Origin of the sequence: Acetobacter persici, assembly GCF_018256955.1 — a bacterium.
Taxonomy (GTDB): domain Bacteria; phylum Pseudomonadota; class Alphaproteobacteria; order Acetobacterales; family Acetobacteraceae; genus Acetobacter; species Acetobacter persici.
The window spans coordinates 224,260-244,064 of record NZ_JAERKU010000003.1 but is presented as its reverse complement, the minus strand read 5'-3'; the positions used below and the strand labels follow the sequence as shown (position 1 = coordinate 244,064).

The following is a 19,805-nucleotide window of genomic DNA, read 5'->3' as shown; positions in this document are numbered from 1 at the left end:
ATGACAAACCAGAAAGGCTCCGACACACGGGATACTGAACTGGCGGCACAGTATGAAGCCTATCCCTACCCAGAGCGTAATCCGCAGGATGAAGCCACACGGTTGCTGATTGGCAGCCCCAGCCATCTGCGTGAAATTGACTATTGGGTTTTTGGCGCACGTCGCCCCCGCAACCAGCCGCTCCGTGCCCTGATTGCCGGGTGCGGCACCGGGGATGGTGCAATCATGCTGGCGACCCAGATGGCGCGCGCGGGAAGACCGGGGGAAGTTCTCTGTGTCGATCGCTCCCGCCATGCGCTGTCCATTGCGCAGGAACGCGCCAAAATTCGGGATCTCAGCAATATCCGGTTTGTCGAAGGGTCGCTGACAGACCTGCCGAACCTTGATCTCGGTCTGTTTGATTATATCGATTGCTGCGGCGTGCTGCACCACCTTCCGGACCCTGACGCCGCGCTGGCGGGGCTGGAAGCCGCTCTTGCTCCCGGCGGCGGCATGGGGCTGATGGTCTATGCGCCGTATGGCCGCACCGGCGTCTATATGCTGCAAGACGCTCTGGAGGAACTGGCTCCCTATAAGGAAGCGCCCGCAACACGGCTCGACATGGCCAGACGCGTGATGCGCAATCTGCCTGCCACAGCGTGGCTCAGGCAAAATGGGAATTTTGGAGACCATCTGAGCGGCGGAGATGCGGGGCTGTATGATCTGCTCCTGAACCCAAGAGACCGCGCTTATACCGTTGGCGCGTTTCTGGACCTGCTGGATGGGGCAGGGCTGGAGGCCTCCAGCCTGATGGAACCCGCCCGGTATGATCCGGCTCTTTTCCTTCCTGACCCCAGAATCCGGGCCCGCATTACGCAACTCCCGGCTCGGCAACAGGCCACGATTGCGGAATCCCTAACGGGAAACATGGCGACGCACGTTGCCTATGTTGTCCGCAAAGGCGCGCGCATTACGCCCTCAGATGCTTCCTCATTTGATGCCGTTCCGGTCATGCGTGAAATCCCCGGCATTGAACTGGCAAAACAAATGCGTGCCGACCACACACTGCCTTTCGCATTCGGGACGCTGGTCGTGCCTATCCCGTTACCACCACAGGCTCGGGGGCTTCTGCCTCTTATTGACGGGGAACGCACAGTGGGCGATCTGGCGGCTGTCCTCGCAACGCGCGGCGTTCCGGAAAACAAGTTCCGCACCGTATGGCAGGAGACCTTTCAGACACTGGAGCGCCTGAACCGCGTGCTGCTTCTGCCGCCTGCATGAGGTCCGGCGCGCCTTCCGGCAGGAGAGACAAACAGCCAACTCTTCCGATTATTATTTTCGGAGCGGCTCTTCGTGCAGACGGAGCGCCGTCTCCCGCCTTGCAGCACAGGGTGCAGGCCGCTGTGCAGTTTGGAGCAAGACAGCACAGACCGCTTTACCTTGTAACAGGTGGCGTTCCGCGTAACGGCGTGACGGAAGCCGCAGTCATGCGAGATCTGCTTCTGGCGGCCGGTGTTTCCTCAGAAAACATTCTTGAAGACCCTGCCGCAACGGATACGTTCGATTCAGCCATCAACTGCACAAAAATTCTGGAAAAACAGGGATTTCCCGGCTCCGTTATCGCCCTCAGCACCAGCACCTATCACAAACCGCGCTGCCTTTTACTCATGCGTCTGGCGGGCTGGACGGTGCAGGCTGTGCCTTTCCCATTCCCCGTAACCGGCCGGAACACAAAACTCCGCACACTCCTGCGCATTGGGCATGAACTGATCGCCTCCGTGTGGGACGCTTTTCTGGTCATATGCTGGCGTATTGTGCGCTGAGCACGGGCGGCGTATCCTGACCGCCTCTCCTTTCAAACAGCACTCGATGAACTGCGTTTGATCTGATTTCAGCCTGACAGGCTTGAAGAACCTCTTGAAACAGTAGGTATTATGGCTGTTTACGCTTTTATCTTTCCGGGGCAGGGAAGCCAGTCCGTCGGTATGGGGGCAGAGCTTGCCGCCGCCTTTCCTTCAGCACGCGCCGTGTTTGAAGAAGTGGATGATGCACTGGGTGAAAAACTCTCCCAAACCATTTTTGAAGGGCCCATGGAGGCTCTGACCAGCACGGAAAACGCGCAACCGGCTCTGATGGCTGTGTCCATGGCCGTTCTTCGCGTTCTTGAAGAACAGGGCGGTCTGGATCTGGCTGGAAAAGTCACGCTGCTGGCCGGGCACTCACTGGGTGAGTATGCAGCTCTTGCTGCCGGTCGTGCATTTGGCGTTGCTGACGCCGCGCGTTTGCTGCGCACCCGTGGCCTTGCCATGCAGAAAGCCGTGCCGGCAGGTGAGGGCGGTATGGCGGCTCTGATCGGCGCCACTCTGGCCCAGACACAGGAAATCTGTGAAAAAGCCGGGCAGGGCGGTGTGCTGGAAATCGCCAATGATAACGGCGGTGGCCAGATTGTTATTTCCGGCACGATGGCCGCGATTGATAACGCAATCACGCTCGCAAAAGAAATGAAGATCAAGCGCGCCGTGAAACTGCCCGTCTCAGCACCGTTCCATTGCTCCCTGATGCGCCCGGCAGAAGACGTTATGGCTGAAGCTCTGGCAAAAGCAGATATCGCAGCCCCGGTCATCCCCGTGATTGCCAATGTTACTGCCGACAAGGTGAGCGATCCGTATGCGATTCGTCAGGCCCTGACAAAGCAGGTGACAGGTCGTGTCCGCTGGCGCGAAAGCGTGGAAGCCATGACAGGCATGGGTGTCGATACGTTTATTGAAATTGGCGCAGGAAAAGTGCTTTCAGGCCTTGTGCGCCGCATTGATCCGGAAGTTTCCACCAGCTCTGTCGGCACGCCCGCAGAGATCGAAACTCTTCTGAAATCCTTTTAAAACAACGGAATAAGAAATTATGTTCAGGCTTGATGGAAAAACCGCCCTTGTGACGGGTGCGTCCGGCGGTATTGGGCGTGCAATTGCCGCTGCCCTGCATGCTCAGGGTGCGACAGTCGTTCTGTCCGGCACGCGGGAAGCCGTGCTGCAGGAGCAGGTTGCAGAACTCGGCGGGGAGCGGGCGTTTTACGTCACCGCCAACCTCTCCGACGCCGCGGAAGCCGATGCCCTTGTTGGCAAGGCAGAAGAAGCCGCAGGCGCACTACTGGATATTCTGATCAACAACGCAGGCCTGACGCGGGACACACTGGCGCTGCGCATGAAGGATCAGGACTGGGATCAGGTTCTGAATGTCGACCTGTCTTCCCCGTTTCGTCTGTGCCGCGCCGCCCTGAAAGGCATGCTCCGCCGCCGTGCTGGCCGCATTGTGAACATTGCATCCGTCGTCGGCACGACTGGCAACGCCGGGCAGGCCAACTATTCCGCCGCGAAGGCCGGAATGGTCGGCATGAGCAAATCTCTGGCGCAGGAAGCCGGTTCCCGCGGCGTGACAGTCAACGTCGTCGCACCCGGCTTTATTGTGACACCCATGACGGATGTTCTGCCGGACGCACAGAAAGAGAAACTGACCAGCGCCATTCCGCTTGGCCGCCTTGGCAAACCGGAAGATGTCGCCTCGGCCGTTCTGTATCTGTGTTCTGAAGAAGCCGGGTGGGTTACAGGCTCAACGCTGCATGTTAATGGCGGCATGGCTATGGTATAAACACGACCGGGACGCTATTGCTTCAACAGGTCGTGCAAATTGTTTCCGGATGTGGCAGACAGGCTCGGCAAATGAGCCGGATGTAGGTATCCGGAACACACCAGAACGGTTCATGTTGGCGTGAGCCGGAAAAACGTGCTAAGCGCCCGCAACCCTGTTGCACAGGAGAGGAGAGAGCGACATGCTCAACCTGACCCGCAACAGGCAAACTGGCAGACTTAAGCGCCTAGATAACTTGCCCGCTTTACAGGGCACATAGGAAGCAGAGACAGATGAGCGAAATCGCTGACAAGGTTAAGAAAATTGTGGTCGAGCATCTCGGCGTTGAAGAAAGCAAGGTCACGCCGGAAGCGTCGTTCATCGACGATCTGGGCGCAGACAGCCTTGATACCGTTGAACTCGTGATGGCTTTTGAAGAAGCTTTCAACGTCGAGATTCCGGAAGACGCTGCTGAGAAGATCGCCACGGTTAAAGACGCGATTGACTACATCGAGAAGCAGAAAGCCGCCTGATTCAGGCCGTTATTTTTGCGGACTAACAGAAGGTCCCTCACTCCTTGAGGGGCCATACAGATTCAAGCGGGGAGCGGGCTGGTTTGTTGCAGTCGGCCGGAGCAAATTCGGGCCGGAGACGCGTCGTCGTCACCGGTATGGGCATGGTGGGTCCTCTGGGCCTCGGTGTCGAAAACGTATGGTCACGTCTGATCGCAGGGGAAAGCGGGATTGGTCGAATCACGCATTTTGACCCCAGCGATCTGCCTGCGCAGGTTGCCGGACAGGTGCCGGAAGGACCGACTTCTGAAGGAAAGCTGACGCTTTCTGACTGGGTCTCGGTCAAAGACCAGCGCAAGATGGACCGTTTCATTCATATGGGACTGGTCGCAGCGACTGAAGCTGTGGAGGATTCCGGCTGGAAACCTCAGACTGAAGAAGAAAAATGCGCCACAGGTGTGATGATTGGCTCGGGCATTGGTGGTCTCCAGACCATTTATGACGCCTCCATCACGGTGCATGAAGGGCGTGCAAAACGTCTCTCCCCCTTCTTCATTCCATCAGCCCTCATCAATCTTGTCTCCGGGCATGTGTCCATCAAATACGGTTTTCAGGGGCCTAACCATTCTGTGGTGACAGCCTGTGCAACCGGTGTGCATGCCATTGGTGACGCCGCACGGCTCATCATGTTCGGGGATGCGGATGTGATGGTGGCAGGTGGTGCGGAAGCTACTGTCTGCCCGCTGGGAATTGCCGGGTTCTGCTCCGCCAGAGCGCTTTCAACCGGGTTTAATGCAACACCGGAAAAAGCCTCTCGCCCGTGGGACAAAGACCGTGACGGTTTTGTCATGGGGGAAGGCTCCGGTGTGGTCGTGCTCGAAGAGTACGAACATGCCAAGGCCCGTGGCGCCAAGATCTACGCGGAAATCGTAGGGTATGGCATGTCCGGGGATGCCTACCACATTACGGCACCGGCAGAAGGGCATTACGGGGCATTCCGCGCCATGCGCTCAGCTCTGAAAAGCGCTGGCGTTACACCGGCAGATATCGGCTACGTCAATGCCCACGGTACCTCCACAATGGCGGATGACCTTGAGCTTGAAGCTGTCGAGCGTCTGTTTGGGGATGATGCCCGCACGCTGGCAATGTCTTCCACCAAATCCGCCACCGGGCATCTGCTGGGTGCTGCGGGGGCGATTGAAGCCATTTTCTGCATGCTTGCCATCCGTGACAACGTGGCACCTCCCACGCTTAACCTTGATAACCCGTCACGCGAGAGCGTGATTGACAGGGTCGCGCATACAGCGCAGCAGCGGCAGATTAATGTTGCTCTGTCCAACAGCTTCGGCTTTGGCGGCACAAATGCCAGTCTGGTTGTGCGCGGCGTCTGATACAGGACGATATGCGCAGGTTCTTGTCGGTCGTGTTCCTTCTGCTCTTTCTGGGAGCAGGGGGAACCACCCTTAAAGCATGGTTTGATTATAAAAATCCGGGGCCACTCGCTCAGGAAACCGATGTTGTCATTCCGCATGGCGACTATCTCAGCACAATTCATACCTTACAGCAGGCTGGAGTTCTCCACTCCGGGGTCTGGACAGAACGCCTTTCTCTGGCTGCTGTGCTGCTAACCCGCAAAGACGGCCAGCTCCATGCCGCGGAACTGCATTTCCCGGCCTTTGTCTCCATGCAAGAGGCTTTGCGTATTCTACGCCACGGCCGCCCGGTTCTACACAGGCTGACCATTCCGGAAGGGCTGACAGCGCATCAGATTCAGGCTTTGCTTCAATCCGCCCTTTTTCTGACAGACGATGCCCCGTTGCCGCCTGAAGGTAGCATCATGCCAGAAACCTATAGTTATTTGCGGAATACCAGCAGGCAGAAGATGCTGGAACGCATGCAGGCCTCCATGACAAAAGCGGTTCAGACATTGTGGGAGAAACGGACCCCGGTGCCGGAAATTCCTGATGAACAGGCGTTTGTGACGCTGGCTTCTCTGGTGGAAAAGGAAACCGCTCTTCCTGCGGAGCGGCCACTTGTGGCACGGGTCTTTATCAACCGCCTGCAACAGGGGATGAAGCTCCAAACGGACCCGACGGTGATTTATGCCCTGACGAATGGGGCCTCTCCCCTAGGCAGGCCGCTGACACATTCGGACCTTCAGATCACCAGTCCATATAACACCTACGCCAACGCAGGCCTCCCACCGGGGCCAATCTGCTCACCCGGCCTCTCCTCGCTGGAGGCCGTGGCACACCCGGCGAGCGGAACCATGTTGTATTTTGTGGCGAACGGGCAGGGAGGCCATAATTTTGCGGCCAGCCTCGCTGAACATAATAAAAATGTGCAGATTTTCAGGCAAAAGAAACAGGCGGATCACGTCCTCACGCCCCGGCAATAGGGGCACGAGGTAACGTTATAGAAGGTAAGGTATAGAAGGCGCGATGGCTTCGCGCCCTCAGGCTCATTTTATCGGAGCCAGATTTTCATGCTTTACGCTGCCCATACTGCCCGAGCCAGTCGTGCTGACGGCATCGCTGCCGATTGTGTCCGTGTCGGTTGCGGCACTCCGCCGTGCTGAAGTGGCCGTTTTGCCCGTGGTCCCTGTAGAGGGAGCCATTTTGCCATAACGGGTCAGCACACTGCGCAGCGGGTCCGCCCCCGGATTGTTGACGCGCATGGACACGACGATATCTTCCGGCCCTACGCTCTGACTGTAATAAGACCGGTTGGCATCACTGTTGACTGTCAGCTTTGTGCCACCCAGCGCCGCGCCAGCAAAAAGCCCCTGAGATTTCTGCGCAACGAGAATGTCCGTATTGCTGGCCCCTGCATTACCCCGCTCAACATTGCTGCTGAGGGTCGCGAAGGAAACGCCCGCATTGGCACCAAACTGAAACTGGCTATCCAGCAACGCCTGCAACCCACGGTCCGTCATGACAAAAAACATGGCCTGAGAATTCTGCACGCCGAGCTGAATACCAAAGGATGCCGTGCTGAGCGTATAAAATGCCGGATCAGACCATGACCCGCGCGCATCACGCGCCAGCAGCAGGCAGCCACCACCAGCCCCGCCAAAAGCGATAGACATCCGGAAAATGGAGGGACACACCATCACGGCACGGGCTTTGCCCAGATTGATGGCGACATTGCTTTGCGCCGTCGCCCCCACAAAAATGTCCTGCACCGTCAGCGCAGCCTTATCGACCAGCGTTTGTCCGCTATCGGCTGCATGTGCCAGAACGGGTGCGCAACTCAGGGCAGTCGCCATCCCCAAAGCAAGGGAAAAGGAGGAAAAACGGTGAAATGACCGCATTCTGGTCGTCTCCATTATGGGCCTGAATGAGTGGCCAAGCCTTACGTCTCGTTTGTGGCGGCAGAATGGCCCGAATACCATCCCTCTCCACAGCTTAATCGAGAGAAATTCCTACGGCAGAGGACAGAGCCTGCGCAATATGCGGGTTTGCCGCAAGGATTGTTGCCGGGCCTGTCAGCCCGCCGTCCCGCAGAAACGGGGAAACACACGCGCCGGCTTCCGCCAGCAGGGGGAGTGCTGCCGCAACATCCCAGAGATTAATGACAATTTCGATATAGCCATCAAGACGCCCACATGCGACGTCAGCCAGCGCCAGCGCACCGGAACCACCAGACCGCGGCATGGCGCCCAGATCCATAATGGCGTCAATTTTTTCCATAAAAACAGGTTTTGGAACCCGGTTGCTCCAGCCCATCTCAATCATGGCGCTGGCAGGGTCCGTCACCGGTGAAGCCCTGATCCGCTTCCCGTTGAGAAACGCACCGTGCCCACGCAGAGCCGTGTAAACCTCTCCAAGCGCAGGGGCCTCAATCACACCTGCTACCGGCTCATCCCCGTCCAGCAGGCCCAGAGAGACACACCAGCGGTTCCGGCCCCGGGCATAGTTGGAGGTTCCATCAATCGGGTCAACAACCCACCGCAGGCTCCCCGCACGGGCAACGCCTCCTTCTTCCCCCTGAAAGCCATCATCCGGAAAGAGTGCCTGCATCCGCCGGGCAATAAAGTTTTCAACAGCGCCATCAGCTTCCGTCAGCCAGTCCTGCGCGGATTTCTGCTTTCCCTCCGGGCCACCCGGAGCAGGCCGCATGGACATAGCAAGACCCGCGGCATCCTGCACCACAGCACGGGCGGCTTCCAGACGGCAGGCAAGGGCGGGGCTGGGTGAAGGCATGCGGAAACGGCTCCAGTTTCAAATCATTTTATAAAACAGGAGCATATCCTGAAGTCCGGGTGGAGGCGACCATCTTTCTCCTCAGAACAGCACTGGCCCGCCGGCCATATCGGCTCAGGCGTGTTTTTTATAAAGTTCTTTCGGCCAGCGCCGATGCAGCCACAGCCAGCTTTCCGGTTTACGCCGGATCCAGCTTTCAAGCCGGTCATTTACCTGCTGCACCAGCAGGCGCAGATCCTCTTTTTTATCGCCGGTATCCGGCAACGCCATCGGTGGCTCCACCACAATCCGTAAACGCGCCGGCCCAAGCCGTTCCACATAGCCGGGAATGACTGCGCACCGGTAGCGCAGCGCCATCGCCGCGAGAGCCGGGGCCGTCATGGCAGGACGTCCGAAAAATGTGGCTTCAACGCCGTCATTCATTTTCTGGTCTACCAGCATCCCTAAACGCCCCCCTTTGGAGACGTAAGCCAGCGCCTCCCGTGCGCCACGGGCGCCCTTGGCAAAAAGAGGCATGGGGGTAGGGGCCATAGCCGCGTCCCGCAAGTCACGGATCATACCGTCAATCAGGGGGTTTCCGGCGGCGCGGTAAAAGGAGGCAAAGGGCGTGCCATGCCGGGCAACACCCGGTGGCAGCATCTCCCAGTTGCCAATATGGCCAGAGACAAACAGGACAGCGCCGCCACGCTTTGCCTGTTCTTCCAGATAGTCGGCCCCCTGAACTTCAAACCCCGGCCCGCTTGGCGTGTTTTCCTTCAGGCTGGATAAATGCGGAAGCTCACCGACCGTACGCCCCAGATTTTCCCACACGCCTTTTACGATACGTGCCCGCTGCACCGCATCAAGCTCAGGCATGGCCAGTTGCAGATTTTTATCTGCTATTTTTGAAACCGGCAGAAGAGGCCCCAGAACCCGGCAAAGCCCCCCGGCAAAACTGGATGCCCGCGCAGGCCCCATCTTTAAAAACAGATCAAGCAGTTTCTGTGCCGCCCATGCTTCCAGACGCATCAGCCGCGTTACGGGCGCGACACTCATAGCGCCCTCTGGCCCAAAAGCTGATCCAGCAACGCTTCAGGGGCTTGCGGGTCTGACCAGTTCAGCCCGACGCCCACAGTCATGAGTTCTTTTCTGAAGGCCAGCGGAAACCGGACCGTGTCCTTGGGCGTCGTGACAAGCTGTGCATCAGCCTGCCGGGCAAGTGTAGCGAGATGCGTCATATCTCGCTCTTTATAAAAATAATGATCAGGAAAAGCGAGGCACTGCACGGGCTCAACGCCAGCCCGCCGCAAACCTTCAAAAAATTTGGTGGGTCGCCCGAGCCCGGCGAATGCCAGACAGCGCTTGCCTTTAAGGGCAAGCACATCCTGCCCGGTTTGCAGGTCAGCCCGCAAAACGCCCGGTAAGTGCTCCGCATACTGCGTGAGAAAACCAGTCTGATCTGCGCCAATCAGCAGAACAGCAGATGCTCGCGCCAGAGCCGCAGCAGGAGCCTCCCGCAAAGGCCCGGCAGGCAGAACATGCCCATTGCCCAGTCCCACCGCGCCATCCACAATCAGTAATGAGAGATCTTTGTACAGGCCCGGATTCTGGAAACCATCATCCATAATCAGGCAGGACGCTCCTGCGGCAACAGCCGCACGGGCAGACGCCGCACGGTCCCCGCCAACCCATGTCGGACATTGCTGGGCGAGAAGCAGCGCTTCATCCCCCACATCCCGCGCAGAATGGCGCGCAAGATCAACCAGCGTCGTTGTTTTAATGCGGCCGCCATACCCCCGGGTGAGCGCATGAACGGCCACCTGCCGCGCCTTTAACCGGGCGATGAGGTCCAGCACTACAGTCGTCTTGCCAGTGCCACCCGTCGTCAGGTTCCCGCAACACAGAACAGGAACAGAGGCTTTCCACCCTGTTTTTTTCTGCCGGTTTGCCGCACAGGCGGCCACCAGCGCAGCACAGGGCGCAAGCAGCAAGGGCAATAGTCTCGCCTGAGGGTCTGACCAGAAGCGGGGAGGGCGGATCATGCGGGCAGAAGTGCCAGAATTTTATCCGCCAGTTGCTCTGGCAGAGCCATATTGGCGGTCGCAACAGCCTGTGCCTGCTCTGCACAGGCTTTTCGACGGGCCGGATTTTCCAGCATAGCACTCACCCAGTCCACAAGGTCTGCTGCCGTAGAAACGGTCACGACGCTCTCACCCAGAATGGCAAATGCCTCCTGAAAATTCTGAATACGGGGGCCGGTTGCCAGCGCACATCCCAGCCGGGCGGGTTCAAAAGGATTATGCCCGCCGCCGCCTGTCCTGACATTCGGCAGACTGTTCCCGATAAAGGCAAAATCCGCCAGCCGGTAAAACAGTCCAAGTTCACCAAGCGTATCACACACCCAGACTGAGTCCGTTCGGGCCGGAACCTGCCCCTGTGCCCTGCGCGGAGCGCCTCCAAAAAGTGCACTGATTGCCGCACCCCGCTCCGGATGGCGCGGGACAATAATGGTCAGAAGGGATGGAAAACGTGCCTGTAAAATCTGGAGGACCGGCCGCAGTGCATCCTCTTCACCCTCATGGGTGGACGCCGCCAGAAAAACGGGGCGTCCGGCAAGCTGCTGCTGCACGGATTGCAGCACCACCTGATCCACAGGCAAGGGCGGGGCTGCTGTTTTAAGGTCACCAGTTATTGCCAGAGATCTTGCTCCAAGCTGCTGGAAATGCTGAGCATCCGCGTCAGATCGCGCGGCAATCCATGCACACCGCTCCAGCATCTGCCGCGCGACAGGACGAAACCTGTGCCAGTTTTTAAAAGATCGCTCTGACATTCGTCCATTAACAAGCGCCACAGGAATATTCTGCTGGTGACACAGGCCAATCAGATTCGGCCAGAGCTCACTTTCCGTGAAAACCACGGCCTGCGGTTGCCAGTTCGCCAGAAACCGTCGTCCCCAGCGCGGCACGTCAAGCGGCACAAACTGATGCACAAGCCGCGGATGCGTCAGACGGTGCTGCAACAGGCGGGCGGCTGTCACCGTTCCGGTTGTCAACAGCACTGTGACGTTTGTTTTTTTCTCCAGACACCGCTGCACCAGAGGCAGAATAGAAACAAGTTCCCCCACGCTGGCCGCATGGAACCAGATCAGCGGACCTGCGGGGCGAGCGCGTGAGGCAAAGCCCATTTTTTCCCGCACCCTGTCTGGCAGTTCCTTCCCGCGCACCTGCCGCCAGCGCAGCAGAAAAGGCAGGGCAGGGGCCAGACCCGTCGCAACCCAGTGCCAGACCCGGGATGGCTGGAGAGACAGAGGGGTAAGCCAGATTTTCTCTTTCTGGCGTCCGGGACGATCCACCCATGGCTGCTCAGCTTCAGCCATAACCTGCGTGATAGCCTCGGCAAGAAGACGATCCGCACTATGCTCCGCCTGAAGCTCTTTATCCCGCGCAAGAATAAGAGGGGCACCGCAGACAAAATGCCCGCGCCCGAAGGGCAGCGGTAAAATCATCTTGTCCCATGAGTTCAGACGGATCCCCCGGCAGGTCGCACCGACGGGTATAATCGGTTTTTTAACAAGGGCAGCCAGTGCCGTAGCGCCTTGCTGTGCCTCTCTGCGCGGGCCTCTGGGGCCATCTGGCGTAATGGCGACAATGCCGCCATGCCGCAATCTGGACCGCAAGCTCCGCAAAGCCGCTGCTCCGCCCTTGTTTTTGCCGCGTGTGTCCGATGATCCGGCGATAGACCAGATCCGCCATTTCCCGACGATATCTGCAATCAATCGCCCATCCCGGTTCCGGCTGATCAGAACATGCAGGCGCATGGACGGGTTTTGCGGCTCCGCCCACCACCACAGAGCAGGTGTGAGAGGCAGGACCTCATGCCAGAAAGCCACAACAGCCGTGCGGCCATCCTCACACGTGAGAAACTTGCGCGCCTCCGGGTCGATACTGAAGGTCCAACGCGTTGTGCGCAGGGTGAAACCCAGATAACCCCGGATTGTGCTGATAAGGAATTTTCGAAAAAACGGCCCGGCGGAGAACGAAAGACGCGGCACAGCACCCGTTCTCCCGCGCTACGCCAGCCTCCGCCTGAGAGCAAAGCCTTCTGGCTGCTCATCCAGAACAGATGGCTGATACGCCACCGTAAATGCCTCATGCGCCTTCCGCCAGACAGCAGGATCAGCTTCATCCGGCAGGACAACCGTCGTTACCCCACAACGGAGCAGAAATTCATACTGGTCCGGCAGAATATGCCCGCCAGCGCGAATTTCACCTTTAAAACCATGATGCTCCCGCAGTGCGCGCGCCTGCGTGAAAGGCCGACCATCCCGAAAAACCGGAAAGGTCAGCACAACAACATCCAGCCGGGGCAGGGCATCACGCAGAGTCTCAACCTCATCGGCGGAACTCAGCACCACACCCAGCCGCGCATCATCATTACGGCCAAGCCCTTCAGAAAGACGGGCCAGCGGCACCAGAACATTGCCTGCCGGAAGAGGTTCACCCTCAACGGCAGTCTTCCACGTGTCCTGAATAATCTGGCCGTTTTCAAGCAGGGGCATATGCGGCGTCCTTGAATGGTGCTGTGCCGAGACGGCGGCATGTTTCAATAAACCGTTCACCCGCCGTCCGTCTGGAAAGATACGTATCAATGATCCGGGCGATTGCATCAACCGTTTCATCTTCCGACATAGCCGACCCCAGAATTTGTCCCACCGAGGCATCCGCCCCTCCGGCGGACCCGCCAAGCGTAATCTGGAACGCTTCTTCCCCCCGTTTATCAACGCCCAGAATACCAATATGCCCGGCATGGTGATGCCCGCAGGCGTTGATACAACCAGAAATATTCAGCCTTAACGGCCCGATTTCCCGCTGGAGATCGGCATTGGCAAAGCGGGAGCTCAGTTTTTGCGCAATCGGGATGGACCGTGCGTTGGCAAGCGCGCAATAATCCAAGCCCGGGCAGGCAACGATATCGGTAATAAAGCCGATATTAGCTTCCCCAAGCCCGTTTTTCTCCAGAGCCTGCCAGACGTCATACAGGGCATCCTGCCGTACATGGCCCAGCACCACGTTTTGCAGATGCGTGATCCGCAATTCCCCAAAACTGTAGCGGTCCGCGAGATCCGCCAACAGATCCATCTGCGCTGAGGTCACATCCCCCGGAATCCCACCAGCCGGTTTGCACGACACGGTGACGGACGCATAGCCGGGCTGTTTGTGAGCATGCGTATTGGTTCTGACCCACGCATCAAACGCACGATCACTTTTACGCTGGGCCACCAGTTTTTCAGCAGCATCTCCCGCCGGAGCAAAATCGGGCGCGCCGAAGCGTGCACGAATGGCTTCAACGGTGGCTTCCGGCAGGCGATAGCGAGACCGGTCCATCGCAGAAAATTCCGCATTGACCTGACTGAGGAATTCTTCCGCCCCCAGGGCCTGCACCAGAATTTTGATCCGGGCCTTGTAGATATTATCGCGCCGCCCGTGTGCGTTATAAACGCGCAGAATGGCTTCCAGATAAGCAATCAGGTCTTCTTCCGGCAGATCATCGCGCAACCTGACGCCGATAATAGGGGTTCGCCCCAGCCCTCCGCCGACAAAAACCTCAAACACCGGACGGCCATTATCGCCTTCACGCGCAATCAGCCCGATATCATGGAAGCGGGCGGCCACACGGTCCTGCTGGCTGCCGGAAATCGCAATCTTGAATTTACGAGGCAGGAACGTGAATTCCGGATGCAGTGTGGACCACTGCCGCAGAATTTCCGCATAGACACGCGGGTCCAGCACCTCATCCGCTGCGGCACCGGCAAACTGATCCGCCGTAACATTCCGGATGCAGTTTCCGCTGGTCTGGATGGCATGCATGTCCGCATCAGCCAGAACATTCAGGATTTCCGGGGTGTCTTCCAGCCGGATCCAGTTGAACTGGATATTCTGCCGGGTGGTGAAATGTCCGTAATCCCGGTCATACGTCCGGGCAATGTGCGCCAGTGTGCGCATCTGCGCCGCATCAAGCACGCCATACGGAATGGCAACCCGCAGCATATAGGCGTGGAGTTGGAGATACAGGCCATTCATCAGGCGGAGCGGCTTGAATTCTTCTTCTGTCAGGGCACCGGACAGGCGGCGTTCTACCTGATCCTGAAACTGGGCAACGCGTTGCTTCAGGAACGTGCGGTCAACAGCATCATAAGCATAATGCCCGACAGGCAGCGCGGCAGAGGGAGCGTGAGACATTGGTAAAGCCAATCTTGATCGTCTGTTCAGGCGTGCGGCGCGGGGTGGGGTGCGTGCCAGTCCGGCGTGAAATCAGGATGCACAGTGGGCCCGGCAGCACGGATTCTCTCACGGCTGGTAACAGGCAGCGGGCCGGATGCCGTCTGCGTCACCTGCACGCCGTAAATACCAACCAGACCGTCTTCCTGCGCGTGCGCGGTCCGGGCCTTTAAAGCCTCTTCCACCGTGCTGTTAGGATAGAGCTTTGCGTCCTGAATCAAAGTCTTCCACTGCCCATTGGCGGCCAGCCAGACAATGCGGCCATCAAGAAGACGATTGGCCGTGATGACACTGTTGCCTTCAACATCCCGACGACTGTTTCTGCGGTCCACAGCATATCCCTTTCCGGAACAATCCCTGAGGAAAATTACATCAGGCGTGATATATTATCAATATACCACGCCTGATTTTGAGTGATCGTGAAAGAAGCACGAAGGAGCCCGATAGATACTCTTGCCATCAGGCTCGGAAAAACTATCCGCAGCGCTGCCCGTCACGGAACAATCTGGCCCGGCTGATATCCAGCAGGGCAGCTCCCTGCAATTCCACGTCATTTTGCGTATGATCAGGTGTCCACAGCGGCACAAAACGCTCGGCAAGGTGGGCCCGGTAATGCCGATATCCGTTGCGCGCTCCCTCCGGCACAAGGGAAACAGTCTCCAAGCTTTCATCCCCTCTGCGCACCTGAATTTCATACGGCCGTAAGATGGCTGTTACCGGGCCGGGGGAAACTGTTTCAGGCGCGGGGAAAGGCAGCACCCCGGCTTCATCAGGGACCACCAGCCCCTCCCGCACAACGCCGTTAAAAGACGGAGCTTCCCCCAGAAACTCCATGACAAACGTCGTCTGCGGATTCCGGTTCAGTTCCTCCGGGGTTGCATCCTGCACAATCTGCCCGTGCTGCATGACCACAATACGATCGGCTATTTCCACAGCCTCATCCTGATCATGCGTGACCAGAATGGTCGTCAGCCCAAGCCGTTCATGCAGGCCTTTCAGCCATGTGCGGATTGAACGTCGCACAATCGGGTCAAGCGCTCCAAACGGCTCGTCCAGCAGCAGAAGTTTAGGACCGGTCGCCAGCGCACGCGCCAGAGCCACACGCTGCCGCTGACCACCAGACAGACGCCCCGGATAAGATGCTCCGGCCTCTGGAATCTGCATCAGATCCAGCAAATCCTGCACCCGTGCCGTAATGGCGGAGCGGGACGGACGCTCTGACCGGGGGAGAACATCAAGCCCAAAGGCTATATTTTTTGCTACCGTCATATGCGGAAACAGCGCGTAGTTCTGGAAGACAAACCCAATTTTACGGGCACGGTCCCGCATGGAGCCCACAGCCTGCCCATCCAGCAGAAGGGTGCCCTGATCAAACGTATCCAGCCCGGCAATGGCCCGGAGCAGCGTTGTCTTGCCCGCGCCGGACGGCCCGACCAGCGCCACGAAGGCACCCGCAGGCACATCCAGAGACACATCATTCAACAGGCGCCGCGTGCTGCCCGGCGCATAGCGCACCAGATGCTCAACCTGCACACTCATGCCTGCGTCTCCTTCCTGCGGGCCAGCCAGTCCGGTGCGGAACGCAGCAGGACAGCCATCATCGCCATCCCGGCCAGCAACGTGGCCATACTGAAGGCCGCAACCGTCTGATATCCATTATAAAGACTTTCAATATGCAGCGGCATTGTCTCGGTCATGCCGGGGATATGCCCGGACACGACGGAAACCGCCCCGAACTCCCCCATCGCGCGCGCTGTCGTCAGCAACACACCGGAAAACAAGGCAACCCGCGCACCGGGCAGCGTAACGCGCCAGAGAATATTCCAGAATCCGGCCCCTGCCAGCATGGCGGCTTCCTCCGCGTCTCGCCCCTGTTGCTCCATCAGCGGGACGAGGGTCCGCACCACATAAGGCAGCGTCACGAAAATGGTGGCCAGCATGATGCCGGGCACCGCAAAGGCAATGTGAATACCGGCCTGTTCCAGCGCAGGCCCCCACCAGCCCTGAGCCCCAAACAGCAAGAGCCAGACCAGACCGGAGACAACAGGAGAAATGCTCAGCGGCAGCTCCACCAGCACCAGCAAGGCAGAGCGGCCTGGAAAGCGGTATTTTGTCAGCACCCACGCGGCAAGAATACCAAAGACTGTATTGACCAGCACGGAAACTACCGTGACTTCCAGCGTCAGCCAGATAGCCGCCTGCGCATCCGGATCGGACAGGGAGGCAAGAGCCGGGGCCAGCCCCGTTTTCAGTGCCTCGGCGACGACCACGGCAGGTGGCATCAGCAGCACCAGCACAATCAGCGCCCATGTGACGATCCAGAGAGCATAACGCATCATCCCTGTTCACCCCACACAGAAAGCCGCCTGCGCACGAGGCTGACCAGCACCAGAGCGAGCAGCGAGATCAGCAGCAGAACCAGTGCGATGGCTGTTGCCCCGCCATAGTCAAACTCCTGAAGCCGCACGACGATCAGCAAGGGAGCAATCTCACTCCGGAAGGGCTGATTGCCTGCTATGAAAATAACGGACCCGTATTCTCCAACACCCCGTGCCAGAGCCAGCCCGAAGCCCGTCACTAAAGCAGGCAGTAACGGCGCAATCACAACGCGCGTCACCACCTGCCAGGGCCTTGCGCCAAGCAGAACGGCTGCGTCTTCCATATCGCGGAGCAGGTTCTTCAGAACCGGCTCGACCGTGCGTACCACAAACGGCAGGCCGACAAACATCAGCGCCAGAACAATGCCTGTGCGGCTATACGCCAGCACTACTCCCAGCTTTGCCAGCGGCGCCCCAAGCCAGCCCTGCGGGCCATATAATGTCGCCAGAGTAATCCCGGATACGGCTGTTGGCAGGGCCAGAGGCAGGTCAATCAGCGCGTCCGCAATACGGCGGCCCGGCAGATCCCCTCGCACCAGCGCCCATGCCAGCAGCAGACCCAGAGGAATATTCAGCAGAGCCGCAAGGAACGCACAGGAAAAGCTGGTCCACAGAGCCGCAAACATCCGCGCATCATGCAGCGCCGCCACCATGGCCCCCACGCCATCCTGCCAGGGACGAATCATCAGCGCGCAGAGGGGCAGGAGGATAAAAAACCCGGTCCAGAGAAGGGTCGCCCCCAGCGCAAGCCGATAACCGGGCAGGGCAGAGCCTCCACCGCGCAAAAAGGACAGAACAGCCTGCTTCATGCTGCAAGCAAAGCCTGACTGAAACTCATAGCCGTCCTTCTCCTGCCGCCATGTTCATCTGATCATCCTGAAACACCACGGGCCAGAACACAGGCTGCGTATGCAGCACTCCATTCTGACCCGTACTTTACCCTGCTCTTAAGAGCGGGCTTTTAACGCGCCTGATAATCTGACGGTTTCTTTGATGAAGGATGCAAGTGTTTTTGTTTCGGACTCAACACTTCCGGCGCTGGTTTTCAGATGCAGGGCAGGGCTGACCGGAGCCTCATAGGGCGCATCAATGCCTGTAAAGCCACTGATTTTGCCTGAGCGCGCCGCAGCATAAAGCCCTTTAGGGTCCCGCTGCTCACACGTCGCAAGGTCCGCATCCACAAAAACTTCCGCAAAATCTTCACCCAGAATCTGCCGCGCAAGGGCACGATCAGAGAGGAGGGGGGAGATCAGTGCCACTAGCACAACCTGCCCGGCATCCCGCAGAATACGGGCGACTTCCGCAGCGCGCCGCACGTTTTCAGTCCGGTCAGCCTCAGAGAAGCCGAGGTCCTTGCACAGGCCGGCGCGCAGTGTGTCTCCATCCAGCACGGTCACGTCCACACCATCCGCAAACAGAGCAGATTCCGTCGCGCGGGCCAGAGTGCTTTTGCCTGAACCCGAAAGGCCGGTCAGCCAGAACACGCCCCCACGATGCCCCTTGGCCCGTGTACGGTCCTGCACCGTGACGTCACTTCCCGTCGGGTGAATCAGCTTTTCACCCTGCGCAATGTCCGCCGGACCCAGCAGGGGTGCCCCGCCCACAATCCGCTGCTGCCGGTCCACCAGAACACCACGGCCATCGGCTGTACCGGGCGTGAAGGGGTCAAACAGAATTGTTTCAGCGGCTGAGAGCGTGATTTCCGCAAAACCTTCTGCCGGAACTTCCTCACCAGCATATTCCGTCAGATCATCCAGATTTACGACGGATTCAATGGAGGTCACCGTCACAGCATGTTCTGCCGTCGCCAGACGCAGATGGAAGCTCTCACCCACGCGCAACGGCTCCTGACGCAGCCAGAACAGGCGGGTGCGGATACGCGATGCCGCAACCGGCGGTGTCTCCTGCAAATGGAGCAGGTCACCACGATCCGGGATCACATCCGGCTCCAGCGTCACAGCAACAGACTGGCCTGCCGCCGCAGAAATCTGCGGAGCCGTATGCCAGCTTGCAATGGAGGAAATTTTTGCGGGCGTCTTCTGGGTGCCGATAATCACCGTATCGCCCACACGCACCCGGCCACGTTCAATGCGGCCCGCCACGTAGCGTTTATCATCAAAGCGATAAACATCCTGCACGGGCAGGCGCAGAGGCAGCTCCGCGCGGGAAGCAGGCGAGGGGACCTGTGCCAGCGCTTCCGTCAGCGTCGGTCCTTTATACCAGGGCATACGGTCAGACCGGCTGGCAATGTTATCGCCATCCCGCGCGGAGGCCGGAATAAAGAGCGCAGCTTCCAGATCCAGCTTTTTCAGCAGTTCAGAGACGGATTTTTCTACGGCCTCAACTTTAGTCTGATCGAAATCCAGCAGATCAACCTTGTTCAGCAGAACAAGCACATGCCGGATACCAATCAGATGCAGCAGCATGGCATGGCGGCGGGTCTGCTCACGCGCACCTTCCGCCGCATCCACCACCAGCACAGCAGCTTCCGCATCCGCTGCGCCGGTAATCATGTTGCGCAGAAACTGGCGGTGGCCGGGAGCATCCACAATCACATATTCCCGCTTACCCAGCAGGAACGGGATACGGGTGGAGTCAACCGTAACACCCTGATCACGCTCGATCTGGAGAGAGTCGAGCAGAAAGCTCCACTCAATCTTCAGACCGCGCTTTTTGGACGATTCAATAATCTGCGCGACCTTACCGTCCTGCAGATTATCCGTGTCATGCAGCAGGCGGCCAATCAGTGTGGACTTGCCGTGGTCAACATGCCCGACAATTACGATCGGCGTTGCTGGCTCCTGAGACAGAGCCAGAGAAGAGGGAAGAGAAGTCGTCATAATTCTGGTTCCA

Annotated in this window: 19 protein-coding genes; 7 read left to right on the top strand and 12 right to left on the bottom strand. The window is 58.7% G+C overall.

Features of this window, described 5'->3' with window-relative positions:
* The 7 genes from JK199_RS05540 to mltG all read left to right on the top strand — a co-directional run bounded on the left by JK199_RS05540 (position 1) and on the right by mltG (position 6,510).
* Entirely contained in the window at positions 1-1,260 is a 1,260-nt protein-coding gene (locus tag JK199_RS05540) for a class I SAM-dependent methyltransferase (RefSeq protein ID WP_212374381.1), read from the top strand.
* Positions 1,197-1,802 (top strand): YdcF family protein, encoded by a 606-nt coding sequence (locus JK199_RS05535; RefSeq protein WP_342356291.1) that lies wholly within the window; start codon positions 1,197-1,199, stop codon positions 1,800-1,802. Before JK199_RS05540 ends, JK199_RS05535 begins: the two co-directional genes overlap by 64 nt.
* 111 nt (positions 1,803-1,913) lie before the next feature.
* On the top strand, positions 1,914-2,858 hold the full coding sequence (gene fabD / locus JK199_RS05530) for an ACP S-malonyltransferase (protein WP_212374377.1): 945 nt from the start codon (positions 1,914-1,916) through the stop codon (positions 2,856-2,858).
* Positions 2,859-2,877: 19 nt separating this feature from the next.
* The gene (fabG, locus tag JK199_RS05525) at positions 2,878-3,621 is read left to right on the top strand and encodes a 3-oxoacyl-[acyl-carrier-protein] reductase (protein WP_212374375.1); all 744 of its coding nucleotides are present in this window, start codon (positions 2,878-2,880) and stop codon (positions 3,619-3,621) included.
* Between the two features lie 272 nt (positions 3,622-3,893).
* Positions 3,894-4,133: an acyl carrier protein gene (locus JK199_RS05520; RefSeq protein WP_006557907.1), complete on the top strand. Its 240-nt coding sequence runs from the start codon at positions 3,894-3,896 to the stop codon at positions 4,131-4,133.
* A gap of 83 nt (positions 4,134-4,216) precedes the next feature.
* Positions 4,217-5,503 (top strand): beta-ketoacyl-ACP synthase II, encoded by a 1,287-nt coding sequence (fabF, locus tag JK199_RS05515; RefSeq protein ID WP_035373290.1) that lies wholly within the window; start codon positions 4,217-4,219, stop codon positions 5,501-5,503.
* An 11-nt stretch (positions 5,504-5,514) separates the two neighbouring features.
* Positions 5,515-6,510: an endolytic transglycosylase MltG gene (gene mltG, locus JK199_RS05510; protein WP_212374373.1), complete on the top strand. Its 996-nt coding sequence runs from the start codon at positions 5,515-5,517 to the stop codon at positions 6,508-6,510.
* Between the two features lie 63 nt (positions 6,511-6,573).
* On the opposite strand, the gene JK199_RS05505 is transcribed toward mltG, so the two are convergent.
* The 12 genes from JK199_RS05505 to cysC form a co-directional block, all read right to left on the bottom strand.
* Positions 6,574-7,425 (bottom strand): lipid-binding SYLF domain-containing protein, encoded by an 852-nt coding sequence (locus JK199_RS05505; protein ID WP_077929965.1) that lies wholly within the window; start codon positions 7,423-7,425, stop codon positions 6,574-6,576.
* 94 nt (positions 7,426-7,519) lie between these two features.
* Positions 7,520-8,317 (bottom strand): inositol monophosphatase family protein, encoded by a 798-nt coding sequence (locus JK199_RS05500; protein WP_212374371.1) that lies wholly within the window; start codon positions 8,315-8,317, stop codon positions 7,520-7,522.
* Positions 8,318-8,431: 114 nt separating this feature from the next.
* The gene (locus tag JK199_RS05495) at positions 8,432-9,352 is read right to left on the bottom strand and encodes a lysophospholipid acyltransferase family protein (RefSeq protein ID WP_212374369.1); all 921 of its coding nucleotides are present in this window, start codon (positions 9,350-9,352) and stop codon (positions 8,432-8,434) included.
* Positions 9,349-10,335, bottom strand: coding sequence for a tetraacyldisaccharide 4'-kinase (gene lpxK / locus JK199_RS05490; protein WP_408742341.1), 987 nt, complete (start codon positions 10,333-10,335; stop codon positions 9,349-9,351). The genes JK199_RS05495 and lpxK overlap by 4 nt, the downstream gene beginning before the upstream one ends.
* A complete protein-coding gene (locus JK199_RS05485; RefSeq protein ID WP_212374366.1) occupies positions 10,335-12,347 on the bottom strand; it encodes a glycosyltransferase N-terminal domain-containing protein in 2,013 nt (670 codons plus the stop codon). The genes lpxK and JK199_RS05485 overlap by 1 nt, the downstream gene beginning before the upstream one ends.
* A gap of 18 nt (positions 12,348-12,365) precedes the next feature.
* On the bottom strand, positions 12,366-12,854 hold the full coding sequence (locus JK199_RS05480; protein ID WP_212374364.1) for a DUF934 domain-containing protein: 489 nt from the start codon (positions 12,852-12,854) through the stop codon (positions 12,366-12,368).
* Complete coding sequence (locus tag JK199_RS05475) at positions 12,841-14,535, bottom strand: nitrite/sulfite reductase (RefSeq protein ID WP_212374362.1); 1,695 nt, start codon at positions 14,533-14,535, stop codon at positions 12,841-12,843. Before JK199_RS05475 ends, JK199_RS05480 begins: the two co-directional genes overlap by 14 nt.
* Positions 14,536-14,561: 26 nt before the next feature.
* Positions 14,562-14,906 carry a DUF2849 domain-containing protein gene (locus JK199_RS05470; RefSeq protein ID WP_212374360.1) on the bottom strand — a complete coding sequence of 115 codons (345 nt, stop codon included), beginning with the start codon at positions 14,904-14,906 and terminating at the stop codon, positions 14,562-14,564.
* Between the two features lie 142 nt (positions 14,907-15,048).
* Positions 15,049-16,113 carry a sulfate/molybdate ABC transporter ATP-binding protein gene (locus tag JK199_RS05465; protein ID WP_212374357.1) on the bottom strand — a complete coding sequence of 355 codons (1,065 nt, stop codon included), beginning with the start codon at positions 16,111-16,113 and terminating at the stop codon, positions 15,049-15,051.
* On the bottom strand, positions 16,110-16,913 hold the full coding sequence (locus tag JK199_RS05460; protein ID WP_212353505.1) for a sulfate ABC transporter permease: 804 nt from the start codon (positions 16,911-16,913) through the stop codon (positions 16,110-16,112). The genes JK199_RS05465 and JK199_RS05460 overlap by 4 nt, the downstream gene beginning before the upstream one ends.
* Positions 16,910-17,761 carry a sulfate ABC transporter permease subunit CysT gene (gene cysT / locus JK199_RS05455; protein ID WP_212374355.1) on the bottom strand — a complete coding sequence of 284 codons (852 nt, stop codon included), beginning with the start codon at positions 17,759-17,761 and terminating at the stop codon, positions 16,910-16,912. The genes JK199_RS05460 and cysT overlap by 4 nt, the downstream gene beginning before the upstream one ends.
* Before the next feature lie 138 nt (positions 17,762-17,899).
* Positions 17,900-19,792: an adenylyl-sulfate kinase gene (gene cysC, locus JK199_RS05450; RefSeq protein WP_212374353.1), complete on the bottom strand. Its 1,893-nt coding sequence runs from the start codon at positions 19,790-19,792 to the stop codon at positions 17,900-17,902.
* Positions 19,793-19,805: the final 13 nt, after the last annotated feature.